The sequence below is a fragment of the Allokutzneria sp. NRRL B-24872 genome, assembly GCF_002155965.1.
Classification (GTDB): domain Bacteria; phylum Actinomycetota; class Actinomycetes; order Mycobacteriales; family Pseudonocardiaceae; genus Allokutzneria.
Genome location: NZ_MUMH01000036.1, coordinates 17466 through 35514 on the forward strand (window position 1 = coordinate 17466; position 18049 = coordinate 35514).

Consider the following 18049-nt stretch of genomic DNA (forward strand, 5'->3'; position numbering starts at 1 on the left):
CTTTGGCCCGCGTTCTTCTCACCACCGAGGCCAAGGAAGACCTGCGGGACCTGGACGGTTCGGCCCGCAAGATCGTCCTGAAAGTGTTGAAGAAGCTGGAGACCGACCCGGAGAGCCGCGGAGCGCCGCTGGGCAGCCGCCCGGGGAGCAACCTGGTGACCTTTCGCAAACTCGTGGTCGGTGACCGCGACTACCGCGTCGTCTACCGGGTCGAGACGGACGGAACGGTCGTCGTGGTCTGGGTGATCGGCAAGCGCACGGACGGCGAGTGCTACGACCTCGCCGTGTCGCGCATCCGGCTGCACAGCGACGACCCGGAACTCCTCGGTTCACTGGTCGGCCTGCTCGATCGGGCCTGGGGACAGCGGGAGCGGACGACACGCCCCTGACGTGGGGATGGACACCCGGTGGTCACACGCGGGTCATCCGGCTGCGACACTGAGGGCTCCGGCAACGGCGCCGGGTCATCCTGACCACGAGACCGCCCTCCGGAGGCGCCGTAATGACCCAGACGGCTGATCCCACGACCCTGAAGCTGCCCGCCGAGCTCAAGCCCTCGGACGGCCGGTTCGGCTGTGGACCGTCCAAGGTCCGTCCCGAGCAGCTGGCCCGCCTCGCCGCCGAAGGTGGCGCGCTGATGGGCACCTCGCACCGCCAGAAGCCGGTGAAGGCGCTGGTCGGACGTGTCCGCTCCGGGCTGCGCGAGCTGTTCTCGCTGCCCGAGGGCTACGAGGTGGTCCTGGGCAACGGCGGCACCACCGCGTTCTGGGACGCCGCCGCGTTCGGCCTGATCCGCGAGCGCTCGCAGCACTTCACCTACGGCGAGTTCTCCTCGAAGTTCGCCACCGTGACCAAGGGCGCCCCGTTCCTGGGCGAGCCGGTCGTGGTGAAGGCGGAGCCCGGCAGTGCGCCGGAGATCACCGCGCACGAGGGCGTCGACCTCATCGGCTGGGCGCACAACGAGACCTCCACCGGCGTGATGGTGCCGGTGAGCCGCCCCGCGGGCAGCGAGGGCGCGCTCGTCGCGATCGACGCCACCTCGGGCGCGGGCGGCCTGCCGGTCAAGGCCGAGGACTTCGACGTCTACTACTTCGCGCCGCAGAAGTCCTTCGCCTCCGACGGCGGCCTGTGGCTGTCGCTGATGAGCCCGGCCGCGCTGGAGCGGGTCGCCGAGATCGCGGCATCGGATCGCTGGATCCCGGAGTTCCTGTCGCTGAGCACCGCGCTGGACAACTCCGTGAAGGAGCAGACCTACAACACTCCGTCGGTCGCGACGCTGTTCCTGCTGGCCGACCAGATCGAGTGGATGCTCGGTAACGGCGGGTTGGACTGGGTCACCGCGCGTACCGCCGACTCCGCGTCGCGCCTGTACGGCTGGGCCGAGTCCTCGCAGTTCGCCACGCCGTTCGTGACCGAGGAGCGCAACCGCTCGCACGTGGTCGGCACGATCGACTTCGCCGACTCCGTCGACGCCGCGACCGTGGCGAAGGTCTTGCGCGCCAACGGCATCGTGGACGTGGAGCCGTACCGCAAGCTCGGCCGCAACCAGCTGCGCGTCGCCATGTTCCCGGCCATCGAGCCGGACGACGTGACCGCGCTGACCCGCTGCGTCGACTGGGTCGTCGAGCAGATCGGCTGATCCACCACTGGTTGCCCACGGCCACATCGTGATCACGCAGTGTTCACGGTGTGGCCGTTTCGGCTTCGTATCGTCACGAGATCAAAGATGCGTAACCCCTTGCGCTTCGGGCAAGATCGCATGGGGAAGAGACATGAGTGTCGGCGCGCCTACGCCGTCAAGTAGGCACGCCGACATACCGTGACCTCTAGCGAGGTGAAGTAAATCGGGGAGGCAGTGATGCGAGCGCTGCGAGTCGTCGGGCTCGGCGAGGACGGTCAGACCGTCGTGCTGGAGGACGCGGAACGTGGTGAGCGCTTCACGCTGCCCGCTGACGACCGGCTGCGCGCCGCCGCCCGCGGAGACCTGCCCAAGCTCGGCCAGGCCCAGATCGAGCTGGAGAGCCAGCTGCGGCCCCGGGAGATCCAGGCCCGCATCCGCGGCGGCGAGTCCATCGACCAGCTGGCCGCGTCGGCGGGGATCGACCCGCAGCGCGTCGAGCGCTTCGCCTACCCCGTTCTGCTGGAACGCTCGCGCACGGCCGAGCTGGCCCAGCGCGCCCACCCGGTCCGCGAGGACGGCCCCGACGTGCAGACCCTCGGCGAGGTCGTCGCGCACGCCTTCAGCCTGCGCGGCCAGGACCACGAGTCGGGCAGCTGGGACTCCTGGCGCGGCGAGGACGGCAAGTGGGTCGTCCAGCTGCTGTGGCGGGCCGGCCGCTCGGACATCCGCGCGCACTGGATCTTCCACCCCGGAGCGCACGGCGGCACGGTCACGCCGCTGGACGAGCACGCCGCCGACCTGATCGACCCGACGCCCAACCGCTCGCTGCGCACGGTGCGGCCGGTGACCCAGCTGGCCCGGCAGGCGCTGGAGTTGGACGAGTCGCACGGCCCGCTGGAGCAGTCGCTGCTGCTGCCGCCCGCCGTCGAGGCGGACCCGGCTCCCCCTGCACCGCAGGAGCCGACCGGACACGGCCGCTACCAGCCGGAACCGCTGCCCGCGGAGATGGACCCGGGTCCGGCCGCCGAGACCGGTGAGCCCGAGCAGGCGGTCAGCACGGAGGTCGAGGAGCCTCAGCCCGAGGCCGATCGGCGCGCCGAGCCCGCCGCCGCCCGCAAGGGTGGCAGGAAGAACCACCCGATCGTCCCCTCGTGGGAGGACGTCCTGCTCGGCGTCCGCTCGCAGCGCGGCTAGCGCCGAGGCACCACGGACACCAGGGCCCCTGTCGGATCTCCCGGCGGGGGCCCTGCCGTTGCTGGCGCTGGTCAGGCTCGGATGCGGTCGACCATCGCGGAGAAGCGCGGTTCGGCGGCGGCGCGGTCCAGCTCCGCGGTCAGCACCACCTCGTAGGTGAGCACGGCGCGCTCGCACACCGAGCGTCCGCGCTCGGTGACCTCGGTGCACACGCCCCTGCGGTCGGTCTCGCAGAGCTTGCGGGTGGTCAGCCCTGCCCGCTCCAACCGCGCGACGAGCCTGCTGATCGAGCTCTGGTTGAGCCCGACGGCGTCGGCGAGGTCCTGCATCCGCAGGTAGCCGAGGTCGCTCTCGGCGAGGGCGCACACCGCGCGGTACTCGGACAGGCTCAGGCCGTAACCGCGTTGCAGCGCGCGTTCCAGCGCCGCCTCGATCTGCCCGAACAAGGCTGTGAGGGTGGACCACAGCTCTCGGTCCGCCGGGATCGGCGGCAACAACACCGGCATGGCTCGTTGTGCGAACACCGACTCACTCACCTTCTGCTGCCGTTATGGAAACGTCACCGCCACCAGTTCACCGCACGCGCCGCGCTCGCGCCTCCGACTGGAGGTCTACTTCTGCATGCCCCGGTGAGGTATTGCGCGAAAGCACCCCGCTCTAGTAGTCGGCCCGCCGAACTGCTCGTTCGGATGATCGGGATGCCTGCGGAGCGTGCCCGCGCGAACACGCGAAAATGAACCCGAATACGCACGTGCGCCCATTGATCAAGCACCCGCGAAGGGGGCGCCGCGTGCGTGCGGTCGGCGGAAAACCAGATGACCACACGCCGCCGTTGGTCGTAGCGTCGCTGGTTCGAGCCAGACGCTAGGGGGATGTTCCGGTGAGCGACCGGGGATCGACACTGAAAGAACTGCGAAGGCTGATTCCCTACTACCGAGCATCCCGGCTCCCCCTCCTCGTCGCGGGGATCTGCGCGCTCGGCGCCATGATGGCGGGGCTGACCATCCCGCTGGTGACGCAGAAGATCATCGACGGGCCGGTGCGCACCGGGGACACCGTCGGCCTGTTCTGGCTGGTGCTGCTCGTGTTCGGGCTCGGGCTGGCCGAGGCCGGTCTGCTGTTCGCGCGGCGGCAACTCTCCGCCCCGCCGAACAACCGGGCCGAGGCGGGGATGCGCGCGGCCCTCTACGCGCACCTGCAACGCCTGCCGCTGGGCTTCCACGACCGCTGGCAGTCCGGCCAGCTGCTCTCGCGCGGGGTCGACGACGTCGCGACCATCCGCCGCTTCATGACCTTCACGCTGATCTACCTGGTGATCAACTCCACCACGATCGTCGTGGGCCTGGTGATCATGTACACGCTCGCGCCGCTGCTCGGCGTCGCCGTGACGGTGTGCCTGCTGCCGCTGGTGGTGAGCAGCTACTTCTACGAGACCCGCTACCGCGTGGTGGCGCGGAGGGCGCAGGACCAGGCCGGTGACCTCGCCACCACGGTGGAGGAGTCCGTGCTGGGTGTGCGGGTGCTCAAGGCCTTCGGCCGGGGGAAGCACCTGCGCGCGCACTACCTCAGGCAGGCGGCCGACCTCCGGGAATCAGGTCTGCGCAAGCTCGCCGTGCTCGCGCTCATCTGGGCGGTGATCATCGCGCTCCCGGGCCTGGCGATCGCCGCTCAGCTCGGCGTCGGCGCCCACGGCATCGCCACCGGCAGCATCACGCTGGGCACCCTGGTCGCCGCGGTCACCCTCACCACCTTCCTCACGTGGCCGGTGGAGTCGCTGGGGTGGTTCCTCGCCGAGATGAACTCCGCCGCCGCGGCGTGCGAGCGCTTCGGCGAGGTCGCGGACACGAAGCCGAGCGTCACCGACCCCGCTCACCCCGAGCAGCTGGCGAACCCGGTGCGCGGCGAGGTCCGCTTCGAGGGCGTGCGCATGCGCTACCCCGGCGCGGAAACCGACGTTCTGTCCACAGTGGACTTGACGCTGCACCCCGGGGAGACCGTCGCCCTCGTCGGCGCCACGGGATGCGGCAAGACCACGCTGACCTCCTTGGTGCCGCGCTTCTACGACGTCTCCGCCGGGCGGATCACGTTGGACGGCAAGGACATCCGCACGCTCGCGCTGCACGAGCTGCGTGGGCGGGTCGCGGTGGCCTTCGAGGAGGCCGTGCTGTTCTCCGCGACCGTGCGGGAAAACGTGGCCATGGGCACCGACCGGCCGACGACGGAGGAGGAGGTCCGCGAGGCGCTGCGGGTGGCGAACGCGGAGGACTTCGTCGACGCGCTGCCGCAGGGCCTGGACACACCGATCGGCGAGCAGGGGTTGTCGCTGTCCGGCGGTCAACGCCAACGGCTCGCCCTGGCGCGCGCGGTGATCGGCCGACCGGCGGTGCTGGTGCTCGACGACCCGTTGTCCGCGCTGGACGTGCACACCGAAGCCGAGGTCGAGCAGGCGCTGCGCCGCGTTCTGCACGGCGTCACCGCGCTCGTGGTGGCGCACCGCCCGAGCACCGTGCAGCTCGCTGACCGCGTCGCCGTGCTGCACGAGGGCCGCATCGTGGCGACGGGGACGCACCGCGAGCTGTTGGACTCCTCGACCGTCTACCGCACCCTTCTGTCCACAATGGACGAACCCGTGGAGGTGACCGCGCGATGACGCGCCCACTGGAGATCGAGGCCGAGCCGGGCCGCGCGCGCAAGCTGCTCGGCTCGCTGCTCCGGCCGCACCGGGCGAAGGCGATCGTCGCGATGCTGTTGGTGCTGGCGGAGAACGCGGTGCACCTCGCGGGCCCGCTGCTGATCGCGGGCGCGCTCGACATCGGCGTTCCCGCCGCGGTGCGCGGGAATCCGACACCGATCGCGTGGTTCGTCGCGGGCTACGCGGTCAGTTCGCTGCTCACCGCCGGGCTGCGGTGGGGCTTCCTGATGACGTCCGGGCGGATCGGCCAGGACGTGCTGATCGACCTGCGCGGCAGGCTGTTCACCCACTCGCAGCGGCTGTCGCTGTCCTTCCACCAGTCCTACACCTCCGGCAAGATGATCGCGCGCGCCACCAGCGACATCGACACGCTCAGCGACCTGATCGACGAGGGCCTGGACGGGCTGATCTCCTCGGTGCTGACCGTGGTCGGCGTGACCGTGCTGATGCTGTCGCTGGACCACCGGCTGGCGCTGATCGTGCTCGCGGGCTTCGTGCCGCTGGTCCTCGCGACGCTGGCCTTCCGCAAGGCCTCCGCCGTCTGCTACCGCCGCACCAGGACCGAGATCGCCAAGGTGATCACACAGTTCACCGAGACGATGACGGGCATCCGCGCGGTGCAGGCCTACCGGCGCGAGGAGGCGAACGCGAAGGTCCTCGACGAGCACAACGACGGCTACCGCGTCGCGCAGAACCGCGCGACGTGGGTGCTCGGCGTGTACCTGATCACGCTGCGCCTCGTCGGCTCGCTGTCCTTCGTGATCGTGCTCGCGGTCGGCGCGTGGCTGGCGTCGGCGGAGAGCCTCGCGGTCGGCGTGCTGGCGGCGTTCCTCATCTACGTGCGCCTGTTCTACGACCCGCTGGAGCAGCTCGGCAACTTCCTCAACACCTACGCCTCCGCCAACGCGGCGCTGGAGAAGATCTCCGGCGTGCTGGCCCAGGAGCCCGGTGTTCCCGAGCCCGCGCGGCCGACGCCGCTGCCCTCCGCGCGCGGTGAGCTGCGGATGTCGTCGGTGTCCTTCCGGTACTCCGGCGAGACGCCGATCGTGCTCTCCGGCATGGACCTCCGGGTGCCCGCGGGGCAGACGCTCGCGGTGGTCGGCGCGACGGGGGCCGGGAAGTCCTCGCTGGTCAAACTGTTCGCCAGGTTCTACGACCCGGAGGCGGGCGTGGTCTCCCTCGACGGCGTCGACCTGCGCGAGCTCAGCGACGAGGACCTGCGGCGCGCGGTGGTGATGGTGACGCAGGAATCGTTCCTGTTCACCGGCTCCGTCGCGGAGAACATCGCGCTGGGCAAACCTTCAGCGCAGCGTTCGGAGATCGAGGCGGCGGCGAGTGCGGTCGGCGCGGACAGCTTCATTTCGACCTTACCCGAGGGGTACGACACCGACGTGAACAAGCACGGCAGCCGCCTCTCCGCGGGGCAGCGGCAGCTCGTCGCGTTCGCGCGGGCGTTCCTCGCCGACCCGGCCGTGCTCATCCTCGACGAAGCGACGTCCAGTTTGGACATTCCGACGGAGCGGGCCGTTCAGGACGCGCTGGAGACCGTGCTCCGCGACCGGACCGCGGTGATCATCGCGCACCGGTTGTCCACGGTGCTGATCGCGGACCGCGTGCTGGTGATGGAGCGCGGCGAGATCACCGAGGACGGCTCGCCGGAGGAACTGCTCGGCCGTGGTGGGGAGTTCGCCTCACTGCACTCCGCCTGGACGGCGTCACTGGCCTGAGGGCGCGGGCTAGCCCAGCAGCAGGGCCAGCGTCAGGGCCAGCCAGGCGGAGAGCAGCCCGGCGGTGGCGCCGAGCGCGACCCACCGCCAGACCGGGACCGCCTTGGACAGCCACAGCGAGGGCGCCAGTCCTGCGGCGATCAGCACGTTGGCGCCGAGGGCGAACCACGGGCTGGCCTCGGCGAGACCGCTGGACAGGGCGATGATCACGCAGAGCACGAGCACGGCGACGAAGAGGCTCACGGTCAGCCCCGTCGCCCACGGGGTCGGTTCGCCGATCGGCACCGGGGGCGGCGGGACCGCGAGGCGCGCCCTCGGCACGTCGACGGTCTCGGTGCCTCCACCGATCGGGTCGCGGTAGCGGACCGGAACGCCCAGCAGCGCCGCGATCCGCCCGGCGAGCAGGCGGCCCCGGTGGGTGATCAACTCCAGTGCCGGGCCGTCCTCCCCGTGCGGGGGCGGGGAAACCTGGCGCGCGACGGAGGCCCACTCGTGCAGGGCGGAGACCAGGGCGGCGGGCAGCGCGAGGTCGGCAGGGTCCAGCGCGCGCCCCTCGCCGGCTCGGACGAGGACCGCCCGCCCCTGGTCCGCGCGCAGCTCCACGGCAGAGGATCTTAGGGCCTTTCGGGTGAACGCCACCGTCGCGGGATCTCTTCGCCCGTCAGGAGGACGGGTCAGTTTCCCTTGACGTGTCTTGGATTCCGATGGCGTAGAAGGCGATCGCGGCGGCCGTGGCGACGTTGAGCGAGTCGACCCCGCCGTACATCGGGATGCGGACGGCCACGTCGGCGGCGGCAATGGCCTCCTCGGTCAGCCCCGGTCCCTCCGATCCGAGCAGCAACGCGGCCTTGCCCGTGTGCAGCCCCGCGGCGGACAGCGGAACGGAATCCGCGCGAGGGGTGAGCGCGGCGACCTTGAAACCGTTGTCGCGCAACAGATCCAGGCCAGCGGTCAGATCGTCGAGAAAGGCGAACGGCACTCGCAGCACGTGCCCCATCGAGACGCGGACGCTGCGCCGGTAGAGCGGGTCGGAGCATCCAGGTGCGAGCAGCAGGCCGTCGAGGCCGAGCGCGGCGGCGTTGCGGAACAACGAGCCCAGGTTCTCGTGGTCGCCCACACCCTCCAGCACGGCGAGCCTGCGGGAGCGCGCGACGAGGTCGGTGACCGGCGGCTGCACGGCGCGGTCGGCGCTGGCCAGAACGCCGCGGTTGAGGTGGAACCCGACCACCTCGGCCATGATCTCGGCGGTGGTCACGTAGGCGGGGACGTCCAGCGGCGCGAGCTGGTCCCCCAGCGCCTCGATCCGGCGCCCGACACCGAGCAGCGCGCGGACCGGGAAGGGCGAGGCGAGCAGGCGTTCGACCACCACGACGCCCTCGGCGATCACCAGCCCCCGGCCGCCGGGCCGGTCGGGTCGGCGGTCGGCCGTGGACAGGTCGCGGAAGTCGGCCAGCCTCGGGTCGGCCGGGTCGTCGATGGTGATCACGTTCGCCACCTGCGACATTGTGCCGTTCTCAGATCCTGGACTACACCGTCCAGTAACAATCTGCGCTTTGCACTTCCTTGACCAGGACTTTGTCACACAATGTCATGTCGATGTGACAGAGAGCACCGGTTTGGCCGCTGGTGGCGGGGGAACCGCTATGCGACGGTTGTCGTTCGCTTTGCCGCTGGTGTGCCCCTCGGAAACCAGCCGACCGCACGGGAGGGCGGCATGGGTAGGGACGTGTCGGAACGGACGTTCAGCAGGGAGGACCGGCAGCGTTATCGGGAGAAGGTCCAGCGGTGCCTGGACGCGCTCGCCCGGATGCTCGCCGAGAACCACTTCTCCTTCCCCCGCCAGCAGATGGGCCTGGAGATCGAGCTGAACCTGGTGGACCAGGCGCTCAACCCGGCCATGCTGAACGCGGTGGTGCTGGAGAAGATCTCCGATCCGCTGTTCACCACAGAGCTCGGCCAGTACAACCTGGAGATCAACGTCCCGCCGCGCCCCCTCGCCGGGGACGAGGCGCTGGAACTGGAGAACGAGCTGCGCGCGGTCCTGGACGGCGCGGACAGCAAGGCCCACGACGCGGGCGCCAGGATGGTGATGGTCGGCATGCTGCCGACGCTGCGCGCCGAGCACTTCGACCGGCGGTTCCTGTCCAGCAATCCGCGCTACGGCGTGCTGAACCGGCAGATCCTCGACGAGCGCGGCGAGGACATGCTGCTGGACATGGAGGGCGTGCCGATGCCCGGCCGCCCCGGCGAGCGGCTGCGCAGCTACGCCGACTCGATCCTGCCGGAGTCCTCGTGCACGTCGGTGCAGCTGCACCTGCAGGTCGACCCCGACGACTTCGCCGCGCACTGGAACGCGGCCCAGTGCCTGGCGGGCGTGCAGGTCGCGCTCGCGGCGAACTCCCCGTTCCTGCTCGGCAAGGCGCTGTGGCAGGAGACCCGCATCCCCATGTTCGAGCAGGCCACCGACACCCGGCCGCAGGAGCTGAAGAACCAGGGCGTCCGGCCGAGGGTGTGGTTCGGCGAGCGGTGGATCACCTCGATATTCGACCTGTTCGAGGAGAACGCGCGTTACTTCCCCGCGCTGCTCCCGGAGGTCGAGGACGAGGACCCGCTGGAGGCGATCGAGGCGGGCAGGGCTCCGCAGCTCGGCGAGCTCCGGCTGCACAACGGCACCATCTGGCGGTGGAACCGGCCGGTCTACGACATCGTTGACGGCGTTCCGCACCTGCGCGTGGAGAACCGCGTGCTGCCCGCGGGGCCGACCGTGGTCGACGTGCTGGCCAACGCGGCGTTCTTCTACGGAGCGCAGCGGGCGTTGTGCGAGCAGGAAAGGCCCATCTGGAGCCAGATGTCCTTCCAGGCCGCCGAGGAGAACTTCTACTCGGGTGCCAGGCACGCCATGCAGGCCCAGCTCTACTGGCCGGGCATCGGCTGGATTCCGCCGGACGAGCTGGTGCTGCGGCGACTGCTGCCGATGGCGCACGACGGCCTGCGCGCCTGCGGTGTCTCCGACGAGGCCCGTGAGCGCTACCTCGGCATCATCGAGCAGCGCTGCGTGACTCGTCGGACCGGTGCGTCGTGGCAGCGTGCAACCGTTGCGCGCCTTGAGGAACGCGGTCTCAGCCGAGACGCCGCGATCACCGGCATGCTGCAGAGCTACATCGAGCTGATGCACGTCGGCGAACCCGTCCACACCTGGTCACTGGGCGCCTAGCGCCGCGTGCGCAGCTCGGTGACGTCGAGGGTGTGGTCGGTGGTGATGCGGGTGGCCAGCCTGCGGTCGTGGGTGACGAGGATGAGCGCGCCCGGGTACTCCGCCAGCGCCTGCTCCAGTTGTTCGATCGCGGGCAGGTCGAGGTGGTTGGTCGGCTCGTCCAGCACCAGGCACGTGGTTCCGCGCGCCTGGAGGACCGCAAGGCCCGCACGGGTGCGTTCTCCCGGCGACAGTGTGCGGGCCGGACGGAGTACGGCATCCGCTCCAACCCGGAACTTCGCGAGCAGCGTTCGTGATTCCACCGTGGACAGTCCGGTCGCCGCGGCGACCACGGCCAGCGTCGGCTCGTCGGTGGCGAAGGCGGCCCGGAGCTGGTCGACCTCGCCCACCACCACGTTCGCCCCGGCGCTGCGGGCGCCGGAGACGAGCGGGAGGCGGCCGAGCACCGCCGCGATCAGCGTGGACTTGCCCGAGCCGTTGGGCCCGACGACGCGCCACCGCTCACCGGCGCCGATGGTCAGATCGACCGGCCCGAGCGTGACGTCACCGCGTCGGACGACGGCTTGGCGCAAGGTGAACACGATGTCGCTCCCGCGCCCGGCCGAGGGCAGCGTCAACCGCAGCTCCCATGCCTCGCGCGGCTCGTCGACCTCTTCCAGCCGGTCCAGCTGACGCTCGGCGAGGGTGGCCTTGGCCGCGACGTTCTGCGCACCCTGCTTCCGGCCGGACCTGACGCTGCGATCGGGCTCGTCGTTGATCGCCTTCGCGCTCGTCGCGCGCTTGACGCCCGTGCGGGACCACTCCTTCGCCCGGCGCGAGCGCTGGACGAGGTTCTCGCGCTTGGTCGCGTACTGCTCGTAGGCCTCGCGGGCGTGCCGCTCCTCGTTCAGCCGTTCGTCCACATAGGACTCCCAACCGCCGCCGAACAGCTTGAGGCGGTGGGAGAACTCATCCAGCTCGGCGACCGTGGTGACGGTGCGGGCGAGGAACTCGCGGTCGTGGCTGACCAGCACGATCGCCGCGCGGCTGCCCACCACGTGCTGTTCGAGCAGCTCCAAGCCGCTGGTGTCCAGGTCGTTCGTGGGCTCGTCCAACAGGATCGCGTCCGCTCGCACCAGCAAGACCGACGCCAGCCGCAACCGCGCGGCCTGCCCGCCGGAGAGCTGGTCGGCGCCACGGCCGTCCAGCAGGTCAGCGGCCAGTCCCAGCCGTTCGCACACCGCGTCGGCCCGCTCGTCGAAGTCGGCGGCGCCGACAGCCGTCCAGTGGTCGAAGGCGTCCGCGTACTCGGAGCCGGACGGGTTGTCCGCGAGCAGTTCGGCGGTGCGCTGCAACTCCCGCTCCGCACGGCCGACGCCGGTCCGCCGAGCGAGGTGGTCGCGCAGGGATTCCCCTTGGCGCAGATCGGTTTCCTGCGTGAGGTACGCGACCGTGGCGCTGGGCGGACGGGTGCGGACGGTGCCTTCCTCAGGCGGGAGATCCCCGGCGAGCACGCGGAGCAGCGTGGACTTGCCGACTCCGTTCGGGGCGATGAGCCCTACGCGATCACCAGCAGCGACATCGAGATCTACCTCCGCGAGAACCGTTCTCGGACCGAATGACAGCGAAAGACCGCGCGCTACCAGAACGGACACCCGAACCACGGTGCACCAGCCACCCCGGCTCGGCAACTGGTTTATCGGGCAAGCCTTTCCTCGTCACTCCGACGTGGGCAGCTGCGGCACTCGTCCTCCACCGGGATGGTCCACCACAGGCAGCACTTCGACCTCAGGAAGACCAGCTTGTCCCCCGCCGTCGATTCGACCAGGCGCCCGGTGTGAGCGAGCCAGGGCACTTGTGCGACGAGCGCCCTGTGCGCTTCGAGCAACTTCTCCTTCGGGGCACGGGCACGAGCCATCGCGGTGCCGAGCCCGAAGCCGATCTGCCCCGCTACCGGACTCCACGCGCACCCCGGCTCGACGGACAGCGCCTCCGCAAGCGCTCGCATGTGCCCTTCCAGCACCAAGTCGGCCACGTCCGCCAGGCCGCTCGCCGAATCGGCAACGGGCTGAATCGCCTTCGGTTCAACGTAGACAACGCCGAACCCGTGCCCGTCTCCTCGGATCGAAACACCATCCGGATGCACGAGCACATCTCCGATGACCGTGGGCATGACCGTCACCTGGCACACGCGAATCGCATAGCAAGAAAGAAAAGTACGCGCCGCCGACGCGCGGAGGGTGTGCCCGCTCGATGTTTCCTCGATGTCGACGAGCGACCTCAGCACATCAGGCTCGTAGATCAAGTCTGCGCATCTGATCGCATCAGCGGGAGGCGTGCCGACGACGACCTCCGCCTCCGGGCAGCACGCCGCGAACAGCTCCTTCACACCGGCCCCTGAATGTCCAAAGTGGACCCGATCAGCCGCCCGCGAACGCCGAAGACGTCAGCGAGCAACCGCTCGTCCAACACCTCGGACGGAGTCCCGGACCCGACCAGACTCCCGTTGTCCAGCACAGCGATCCGGTCGCAGTAGGACACGGCGAGTCGCAGGTCGTGCAACGTCAGGAGAACTGCCAGCCCTTCGTCAGCCAGCTCGCGCAACAGGCCGAGCACGCCGAGCTGGTGCCGCAGGTCGAGGTGGTTCGTCGGCTCGTCCAGCACCAGGACTTCGGGCCGCACAGCCAGCGCACGAGCGATCGAGACGCGCTGCCGTTCTCCACCGGAAAGCGTGCGGACATCCCGATCGCGCAGGTCGACGAGCCCAGCAGCCCGGATCGCCGACTCCACCGCTTCGCCGTCCTCGGCGCGCATCGCCTCCAGCCAACCGCGATGGCACACACGCCCCTGCTCGACGACCTCGGTCACCGTCAGCGAGGCCGCGTGCTCCGGCTCCTGCGTGCTCGCCGCCAACCTCCGAGCGAGTTCCCTGCGCGGCAGTTCGTCTACAAAGGACTGTCCTATGTAGACCTTTCCGGCCGCTGGGGCGACCGCGCGGTACAGGGATCGCAGCAACGTCGTCTTGCCGCTGCCGTTCGGGCCGACGAGCCCGAGCACTTCGCCCGGGGTGACCGCGAGGTCAACGCCGTCGACCACGAACCGCCCGCCCAAGCGCACCCTGAGGCCGTCAGCGCGAAGGCTCATCCCATCCTCCGTCGGTTCCGCAGCAACATCAGGATGAACAGCGGGCCGCCGACGGCAGAGGTGATCACTCCGACCGGCAACTCCGACGGCGAGGCCAGCAACCGGCCGAGCAGGTCCGCTGCGACCAGAAAACCCGCGCCCAGCAAGGCCGAGACTGGAAGCAAGCGCCGCGCGTCGGAGCCGACGAGGAACGTCGCGACGTGCGGCACGATCAGCCCCACGAAGCCGATCCCGCCCGCGACCGCGACCGAGGTGCCCGCCAGCAGTGAGACGCCGATCAGCATCACCAGCCGGAAGCGGCGGGGGTTCACCCCGAGCGCGGTCGCGGCGTCGTCCTCCGCGTGCAGGAGATTGATCCGCCGACCTGCCACGATGCCGCCCAGCACAGCCAGGACGAGCACCACCGCGGGTACCGCCAGCGCGTCCCACCTGGCGTCTCCGAGTCCGCCCGCGAGCCAGAACAGCACCTGCTTGGCCTGATCTCCCTTGGCATGCAAGAAGATCACGAGAGACAGGCCCGCACTGCACACCTGGCCCACCGCGAGCCCGGCGAGCACCAGCACGCTGACCGAGCCCGAGCGACCCGAGATCGCGAGCACCGCCAGCAGCACCCCGAGTGCTCCGACAAAGGCCACTGGCGGCAGCGCGACCATGCCTAGAACCTCTACCCCAAGCACCATCACCAGTGATGCCGTGAGACCGGCACCCTGTGAGACACCGAGGAGGTAGGGGTCGGCGAGGGGGTTGCGCGTGACGATCTGCGCGATGGCTCCCGCAATGGCGAGCGCCGCGCCGACCACCACGGCCATCGCGACCCTGGGCAGGCGGGAGTCCCACACGATCGACGCGCGCACCGGGCTCCACGTCACGTCCACCAGCCAGGGCGCGAACGGCTCCGCGAGGATGCCCCACACGTGACTGAGGGGTAGCCACACGGAGCCGAACGACACTGCCAGCACACACACGACCACCACGGCAGCCGTGAGTGCGAGAACCGTGAACAGCAGAGGTGGCCGCTTTCGAGCCACCCCAACGAGAACCGTCACCAGGCCACACCGGGATGCAGGCCGCGCGCCAGCTTCTCCACCGCGTCAGCCAGGCGGATGCCCTCGATGAGGTCCGGCAGGGTCAGCGTGACGTACTTGCCCTGCGCCACGCCCGGGGTCTTGGCGACGAGCGGATGTCCTTGCAGGAAGGCACGTTTGCCGTCCAAGCCGCCCGCACCGAGGTAGTCCACCAGCACCACGGCCTTCGGCGCGCGCTCGGCGACCTGCTCCCAGCTCGCGTCACCGAAGATCTTCGGCAGGTCAGCGAAGATGTTGCGGCCCCCGGCTCGCTTGGCGATGTCGTTGCCCAGGCCGTGACCCCCCACGGTGAACGCGGCCTTCTCCCCGCTGTCGTAGAAGAACACCGGCACCGGCTCGACCCCCTGGACCTTCGCCGACACCGCGTCGATGCGCCGCGTCGTCTCCTCCGCCAAGCTCTTCGCGCGCTCGGCCACCCCGAACGCCTTGCCGAACAACACCAGGTCCTCGGTGTAGGTGGTGATCCCGATCGGCCCCGTCGAGCACGACTCCGCCAGCAGCAGAGTCCGAATTCCCTTGCGCTCCAAGGCTTCTCGTCCGCGTCCGTCCTTCTCCGCGAACGCGCTCGCGTAGCCGCCGACCACCACGTCCGGCTCCGCCGCGAGCACCTGCTCCATCGACGGGTACTTCTCCGCGATCAGCTTGATCTTCTTGTAGTCCGCCTCGATCGACGCGGGCACGTCCGGGGTGTCGGGGTAGGCGGTCCCCACGATGCGGTCGGTCAGGCCAAGCGCGACCAGGATCTCCGTCGCGTGCTGGTTGAGGCTGACGATCCGTTGCGGCGGTGTCGGGAACGACTGCGCCCTGCCGCAGCTCGTCACGCTGGTGGCCGACGACGCGGGAGCGGGCGCCGGGGTCGCACACGCGGCCAGCGCGACGGTGAGCGCGGCAGCGCTGAGCGCACGCCGAAAAGACCTGGTCATTGGCACCTTCCGTAGACCTCGACGGAGTTCGAGCCGAACGTGCTCGGGCAGGTGTTCGGGCTCGCCACCGCGCGTGCGGAGGCCCACCGTTGCGGGTCAGCGCCGGACTTCGACCGGTCTTCCCCTGCCTGAGACGTGTATTCGGTTGTCGCCCCGGATGCTCCCCGAGCTGCGGCGGGCCGGTCAAACCCCTGGTACGGGTTGTGACCGTATTCCCACCTGGCACGTGTTTAGACCCACCGCGCGAGGTCGATCCAGATGCAAGTAAGTTGCAACTAAGAGAGACTTGCATCAACGAGGCACACCGGAGGCTCACCGTGGCGCAGTACGTCTTGCCGGAACTGGATTACGACTACTCGGCTCTGGAGCCGGCGATCATCGGCGAGATCAACGAGCTGCACCACTCCAAGCACCACCAGGCCTACGTCACCGGCGCCAACCAGACACTGGAGAAGATCGACGAAGCCCGGGACAAGGAAGACTTCGGCTCCATCGTCGGCCTGGAAACCACCCTCGCCTTCCACCTCGCCGGACACGCCCTGCACCAGGTCTGGTGGAAAAACCTCTCCCCCAACGGCGGCGACAAGCCCACCGGCGAGCTCGCCGCGGCAGTCGATGAATTCTTCGGCTCCTTCGACGGCCTGCGCGCCCAGCTCAACGCCGCCGCCTCCACCATCCAAGGCTCCGGATGGGGCATCCTCGCCTGGGAGCCGGTCGGTCAGCGCCTGGTCACCCAGCAGCTCAAGGACCACCACTCCAACCTCTCCATCGCCACCACCCCACTGCTGGCCTTCGACGCCTGGGAGCACGCCTACTACCTCCAGTACCGCAACGTGAAGGCCGAATACTTCAACGCGCTCTGGAACGTCATCAACTGGAACGACGTCAACGAGCGCTTCGTCTCGGCTCGCGCGGGACAGAACGGCTTGCTGCTCCAGCCCTGAGACCTGGCAGTGGATGCTCCGACAAGCGAAGCTGCTCAGGAAGGACCCCGGCCATCCTTGGTGGCCGGGGTCCTTTTGCGTTCAGCCGCAACCAACACCCTGACAAACGAAAAGCCCCTGACTCCCGGTCGGAAGTCAGGGACTCTTCATGTTCCCGAACTGACTGCCGCTCCCACCACGAAGCGGACAGGAATTAGGTTAGCCTAACTTCACCGGGGTGGCAAGCCCCAGTCACTTCCGGGTGAGCACCCGGAGCCGGACCAGCCGGCGGACCGGCAGTCTGATCCCGCCGCGGCGCATCAGCACGACCCCGCAGACCAGCGCGAACAGCAGCGAGATGGCTCCGCCGAGGAACACCGGCGAGCGCGGTCCCCAGTGCTCGGCGACCCATCCCATCAGGGGACTGCCGAGCGGGTTCCCGCCCAGGAACACCAGCATGTAGAGGCCCATCACCCGGCCGCGCATCTCCGGGGCGACCGAGAGCTGCACGATCGCGTTGGAGACCGTGGTGAAGGTCAGCGCGGCGGCTCCGGTGAGCACCAGCAGCGCGCCCATGGTCCACGGGTCGGGCATGAAGCCGGTGATGATCTCCAGCGCGCCGAAGGCCGCGGCGCCGCCGATGAGCAGTCGCTGGCGGGGCTGTCCCCTGCTGCTGCGCCGCGCGGCCATGATCGCGCCGGAGAGCGTGCCGACGGCGATCGCGGTGGACAGCGCGCCGTAGAGGGAGGCGTCGCCGTGGAACTCGTTGCGCGAGATGACGGCCAAGGTGGAGTGGAAGTTCAGCCCGAAGGTGCTCACCCCGAACGCCAGCACCATGATCACGACCAGGTCGGCGCGCCCGCGCACGTAGCGCAGGCCCTCGCGGAGCTGGCCGCGCCCGCGCGGGACCGGCTTGGAGCGGAACAGCTCGGCCGGGTTCATCAGCACCAGGCCGGTGATCACCCCGGCGAAGCTGGCCCCGTTGACGACGAACACCCAGCCGGTGCCCACCCAGTTGATCATCAGGCCGGCGAGGGCCGGGCCGAGGATGCGGGCGATGTTGAAGGTCATCGAGTTCAGCGCCACCGCGTTGGTGACCTGCGCCTTGCCGACCATCTCCACCGAGAAGGACTGCCGCACAGGTGTCTCCACGGCGGTGAACACGCCCAGCACCAGGCAGAGCAGGTACACGTGCCACAGCTGCACCACACCGGTCACGTCCAGCGCGCCGAGGGTCAGCCCGCACAGGCCGATCGCCGCCTGGAGCACGATGAGGAACTTCCGCTTGTCCAGCCGGTCGGCGAGCACGCCCGCCCAGAGCGACAGCGCGAGCGTCGGGGCGAACTGGATCGCGACGGCGATGCCGAGGGCGACCGGGCTGCCGTCGGAGAGCTGGAGCACCAGCCAGTCCTGGGCGACGCGCTGCATCCACACGCCGATGAGGGAGATGACCTGCCCGGAGGCGTAGAGGCGGTAGTTGCGGGTTCGCAGCGAGGAGAACATGCCGCTACGAGGCTTCTCGTTCTCCTGGGGCGCCTCTATATCCA

16 protein-coding genes and 1 riboswitch are annotated in these 18049 nt (G+C 69.8%); of the genes, 7 read left to right on the top strand and 9 right to left on the bottom strand.

From position 1 onward, the window contains the following. The first annotated feature begins 2 nt into the window (after window positions 1–2). The 3 genes from CCN37_RS10595 (at window position 3) to sepH (ending at window position 2815) form a co-directional block, all read left to right on the top strand. The gene (locus CCN37_RS10595) at window positions 3–389 is read left to right on the top strand and encodes a type II toxin-antitoxin system RelE/ParE family toxin (protein WP_086820546.1); all 387 of its coding nucleotides are present in this window, start codon (window positions 3–5) and stop codon (window positions 387–389) included. A gap of 113 nt (window positions 390–502) precedes the next feature. Next, window positions 503–1639 carry a phosphoserine transaminase gene (gene serC / locus CCN37_RS10600; RefSeq protein WP_086820547.1) on the top strand — a complete coding sequence of 379 codons (1137 nt, stop codon included), beginning with the start codon at window positions 503–505 and terminating at the stop codon, window positions 1637–1639. Window positions 1640–1858: 219 nt separating this feature from the next. Continuing rightward, a complete protein-coding gene (gene sepH, locus CCN37_RS10605; RefSeq protein ID WP_086820548.1) occupies window positions 1859–2815 on the top strand; it encodes a septation protein SepH in 957 nt (318 codons plus the stop codon). Between the two features lie 71 nt (window positions 2816–2886). Here sepH and CCN37_RS10610 read toward each other — a convergent pair whose 3' ends face one another. Then, on the bottom strand, window positions 2887–3339 hold the full coding sequence (locus CCN37_RS10610; RefSeq protein WP_246842935.1) for a MarR family winged helix-turn-helix transcriptional regulator: 453 nt from the start codon (window positions 3337–3339) through the stop codon (window positions 2887–2889). A 356-nt stretch (window positions 3340–3695) separates the two neighbouring features. Here CCN37_RS10610 and CCN37_RS10615 point away from each other — a divergent pair, with 356 nt between their 5' ends. Together CCN37_RS10615 and CCN37_RS10620 are read left to right on the top strand one after the other, a co-directional pair. Then, on the top strand, window positions 3696–5465 hold the full coding sequence (locus CCN37_RS10615) for an ABC transporter ATP-binding protein (RefSeq protein ID WP_086820550.1): 1770 nt from the start codon (window positions 3696–3698) through the stop codon (window positions 5463–5465). Next, the gene (locus tag CCN37_RS10620) at window positions 5462–7234 is read left to right on the top strand and encodes an ABC transporter ATP-binding protein (protein ID WP_086820551.1); all 1773 of its coding nucleotides are present in this window, start codon (window positions 5462–5464) and stop codon (window positions 7232–7234) included. The genes CCN37_RS10615 and CCN37_RS10620 overlap by 4 nt, the downstream gene beginning before the upstream one ends. Before the next feature lie 9 nt (window positions 7235–7243). On the opposite strand, the gene CCN37_RS10625 is transcribed toward CCN37_RS10620, so the two are convergent. Together CCN37_RS10625 and CCN37_RS10630 are read right to left on the bottom strand one after the other, a co-directional pair. Next, window positions 7244–7837 (bottom strand): DUF2537 domain-containing protein, encoded by a 594-nt coding sequence (locus CCN37_RS10625; RefSeq protein ID WP_086820552.1) that lies wholly within the window; start codon window positions 7835–7837, stop codon window positions 7244–7246. Between the two features lie 58 nt (window positions 7838–7895). After that, on the bottom strand, window positions 7896–8729 hold the full coding sequence (locus tag CCN37_RS10630) for an RNA methyltransferase (RefSeq protein WP_086820573.1): 834 nt from the start codon (window positions 8727–8729) through the stop codon (window positions 7896–7898). Window positions 8730–8948: 219 nt separating this feature from the next. On the opposite strand from CCN37_RS10630, the gene CCN37_RS10635 reads away from it, so the two are divergent. Next, window positions 8949–10448, top strand: a complete 1500-nt coding sequence (locus tag CCN37_RS10635) for a glutamate-cysteine ligase family protein (protein WP_086820553.1) — start codon at window positions 8949–8951, stop codon at window positions 10446–10448. Here the strand turns inward: CCN37_RS10635 and CCN37_RS10640 are convergent. Genes CCN37_RS10640 through CCN37_RS10660 form a run of 5 tightly spaced genes read right to left on the bottom strand, consistent with a single transcriptional unit; the run spans window position 10445 to window position 15579 of the window. After that, window positions 10445–12082 (bottom strand): ABC-F family ATP-binding cassette domain-containing protein, encoded by a 1638-nt coding sequence (locus CCN37_RS10640; RefSeq protein ID WP_086820554.1) that lies wholly within the window; start codon window positions 12080–12082, stop codon window positions 10445–10447. The genes CCN37_RS10635 and CCN37_RS10640 overlap by 4 nt on opposite strands. A 41-nt stretch (window positions 12083–12123) precedes the next feature. Continuing rightward, window positions 12124–12816 (bottom strand): hypothetical protein, encoded by a 693-nt coding sequence (locus CCN37_RS10645; RefSeq protein ID WP_086820555.1) that lies wholly within the window; start codon window positions 12814–12816, stop codon window positions 12124–12126. Beyond that, a complete protein-coding gene (locus CCN37_RS10650) occupies window positions 12813–13571 on the bottom strand; it encodes an ABC transporter ATP-binding protein (RefSeq protein WP_086820556.1) in 759 nt (252 codons plus the stop codon). The genes CCN37_RS10645 and CCN37_RS10650 overlap by 4 nt, the downstream gene beginning before the upstream one ends. Beyond that, window positions 13568–14617 carry a FecCD family ABC transporter permease gene (locus CCN37_RS10655; protein ID WP_371503946.1) on the bottom strand — a complete coding sequence of 350 codons (1050 nt, stop codon included), beginning with the start codon at window positions 14615–14617 and terminating at the stop codon, window positions 13568–13570. The genes CCN37_RS10650 and CCN37_RS10655 overlap by 4 nt, the downstream gene beginning before the upstream one ends. Beyond that, the gene (locus tag CCN37_RS10660) at window positions 14614–15579 is read right to left on the bottom strand and encodes an ABC transporter substrate-binding protein (protein ID WP_086820557.1); all 966 of its coding nucleotides are present in this window, start codon (window positions 15577–15579) and stop codon (window positions 14614–14616) included. The genes CCN37_RS10655 and CCN37_RS10660 overlap by 4 nt, the downstream gene beginning before the upstream one ends. Before the next feature lie 28 nt (window positions 15580–15607). Then, window positions 15608–15726: riboswitch (cobalamin riboswitch) on the bottom strand. 170 nt (window positions 15727–15896) lie between these two features. Here CCN37_RS10660 and CCN37_RS10665 point away from each other — a divergent pair. Next, on the top strand, window positions 15897–16523 hold the full coding sequence (locus CCN37_RS10665; RefSeq protein WP_086820558.1) for a superoxide dismutase: 627 nt from the start codon (window positions 15897–15899) through the stop codon (window positions 16521–16523). Window positions 16524–16754: 231 nt separating this feature from the next. Here the strand turns inward: CCN37_RS10665 and CCN37_RS10670 are convergent, their stop codons facing one another. Next, window positions 16755–18005 (bottom strand): MFS transporter, encoded by a 1251-nt coding sequence (locus tag CCN37_RS10670; protein ID WP_086820559.1) that lies wholly within the window; start codon window positions 18003–18005, stop codon window positions 16755–16757. Between the last annotated feature and the right edge of the window lie 44 nt (window positions 18006–18049).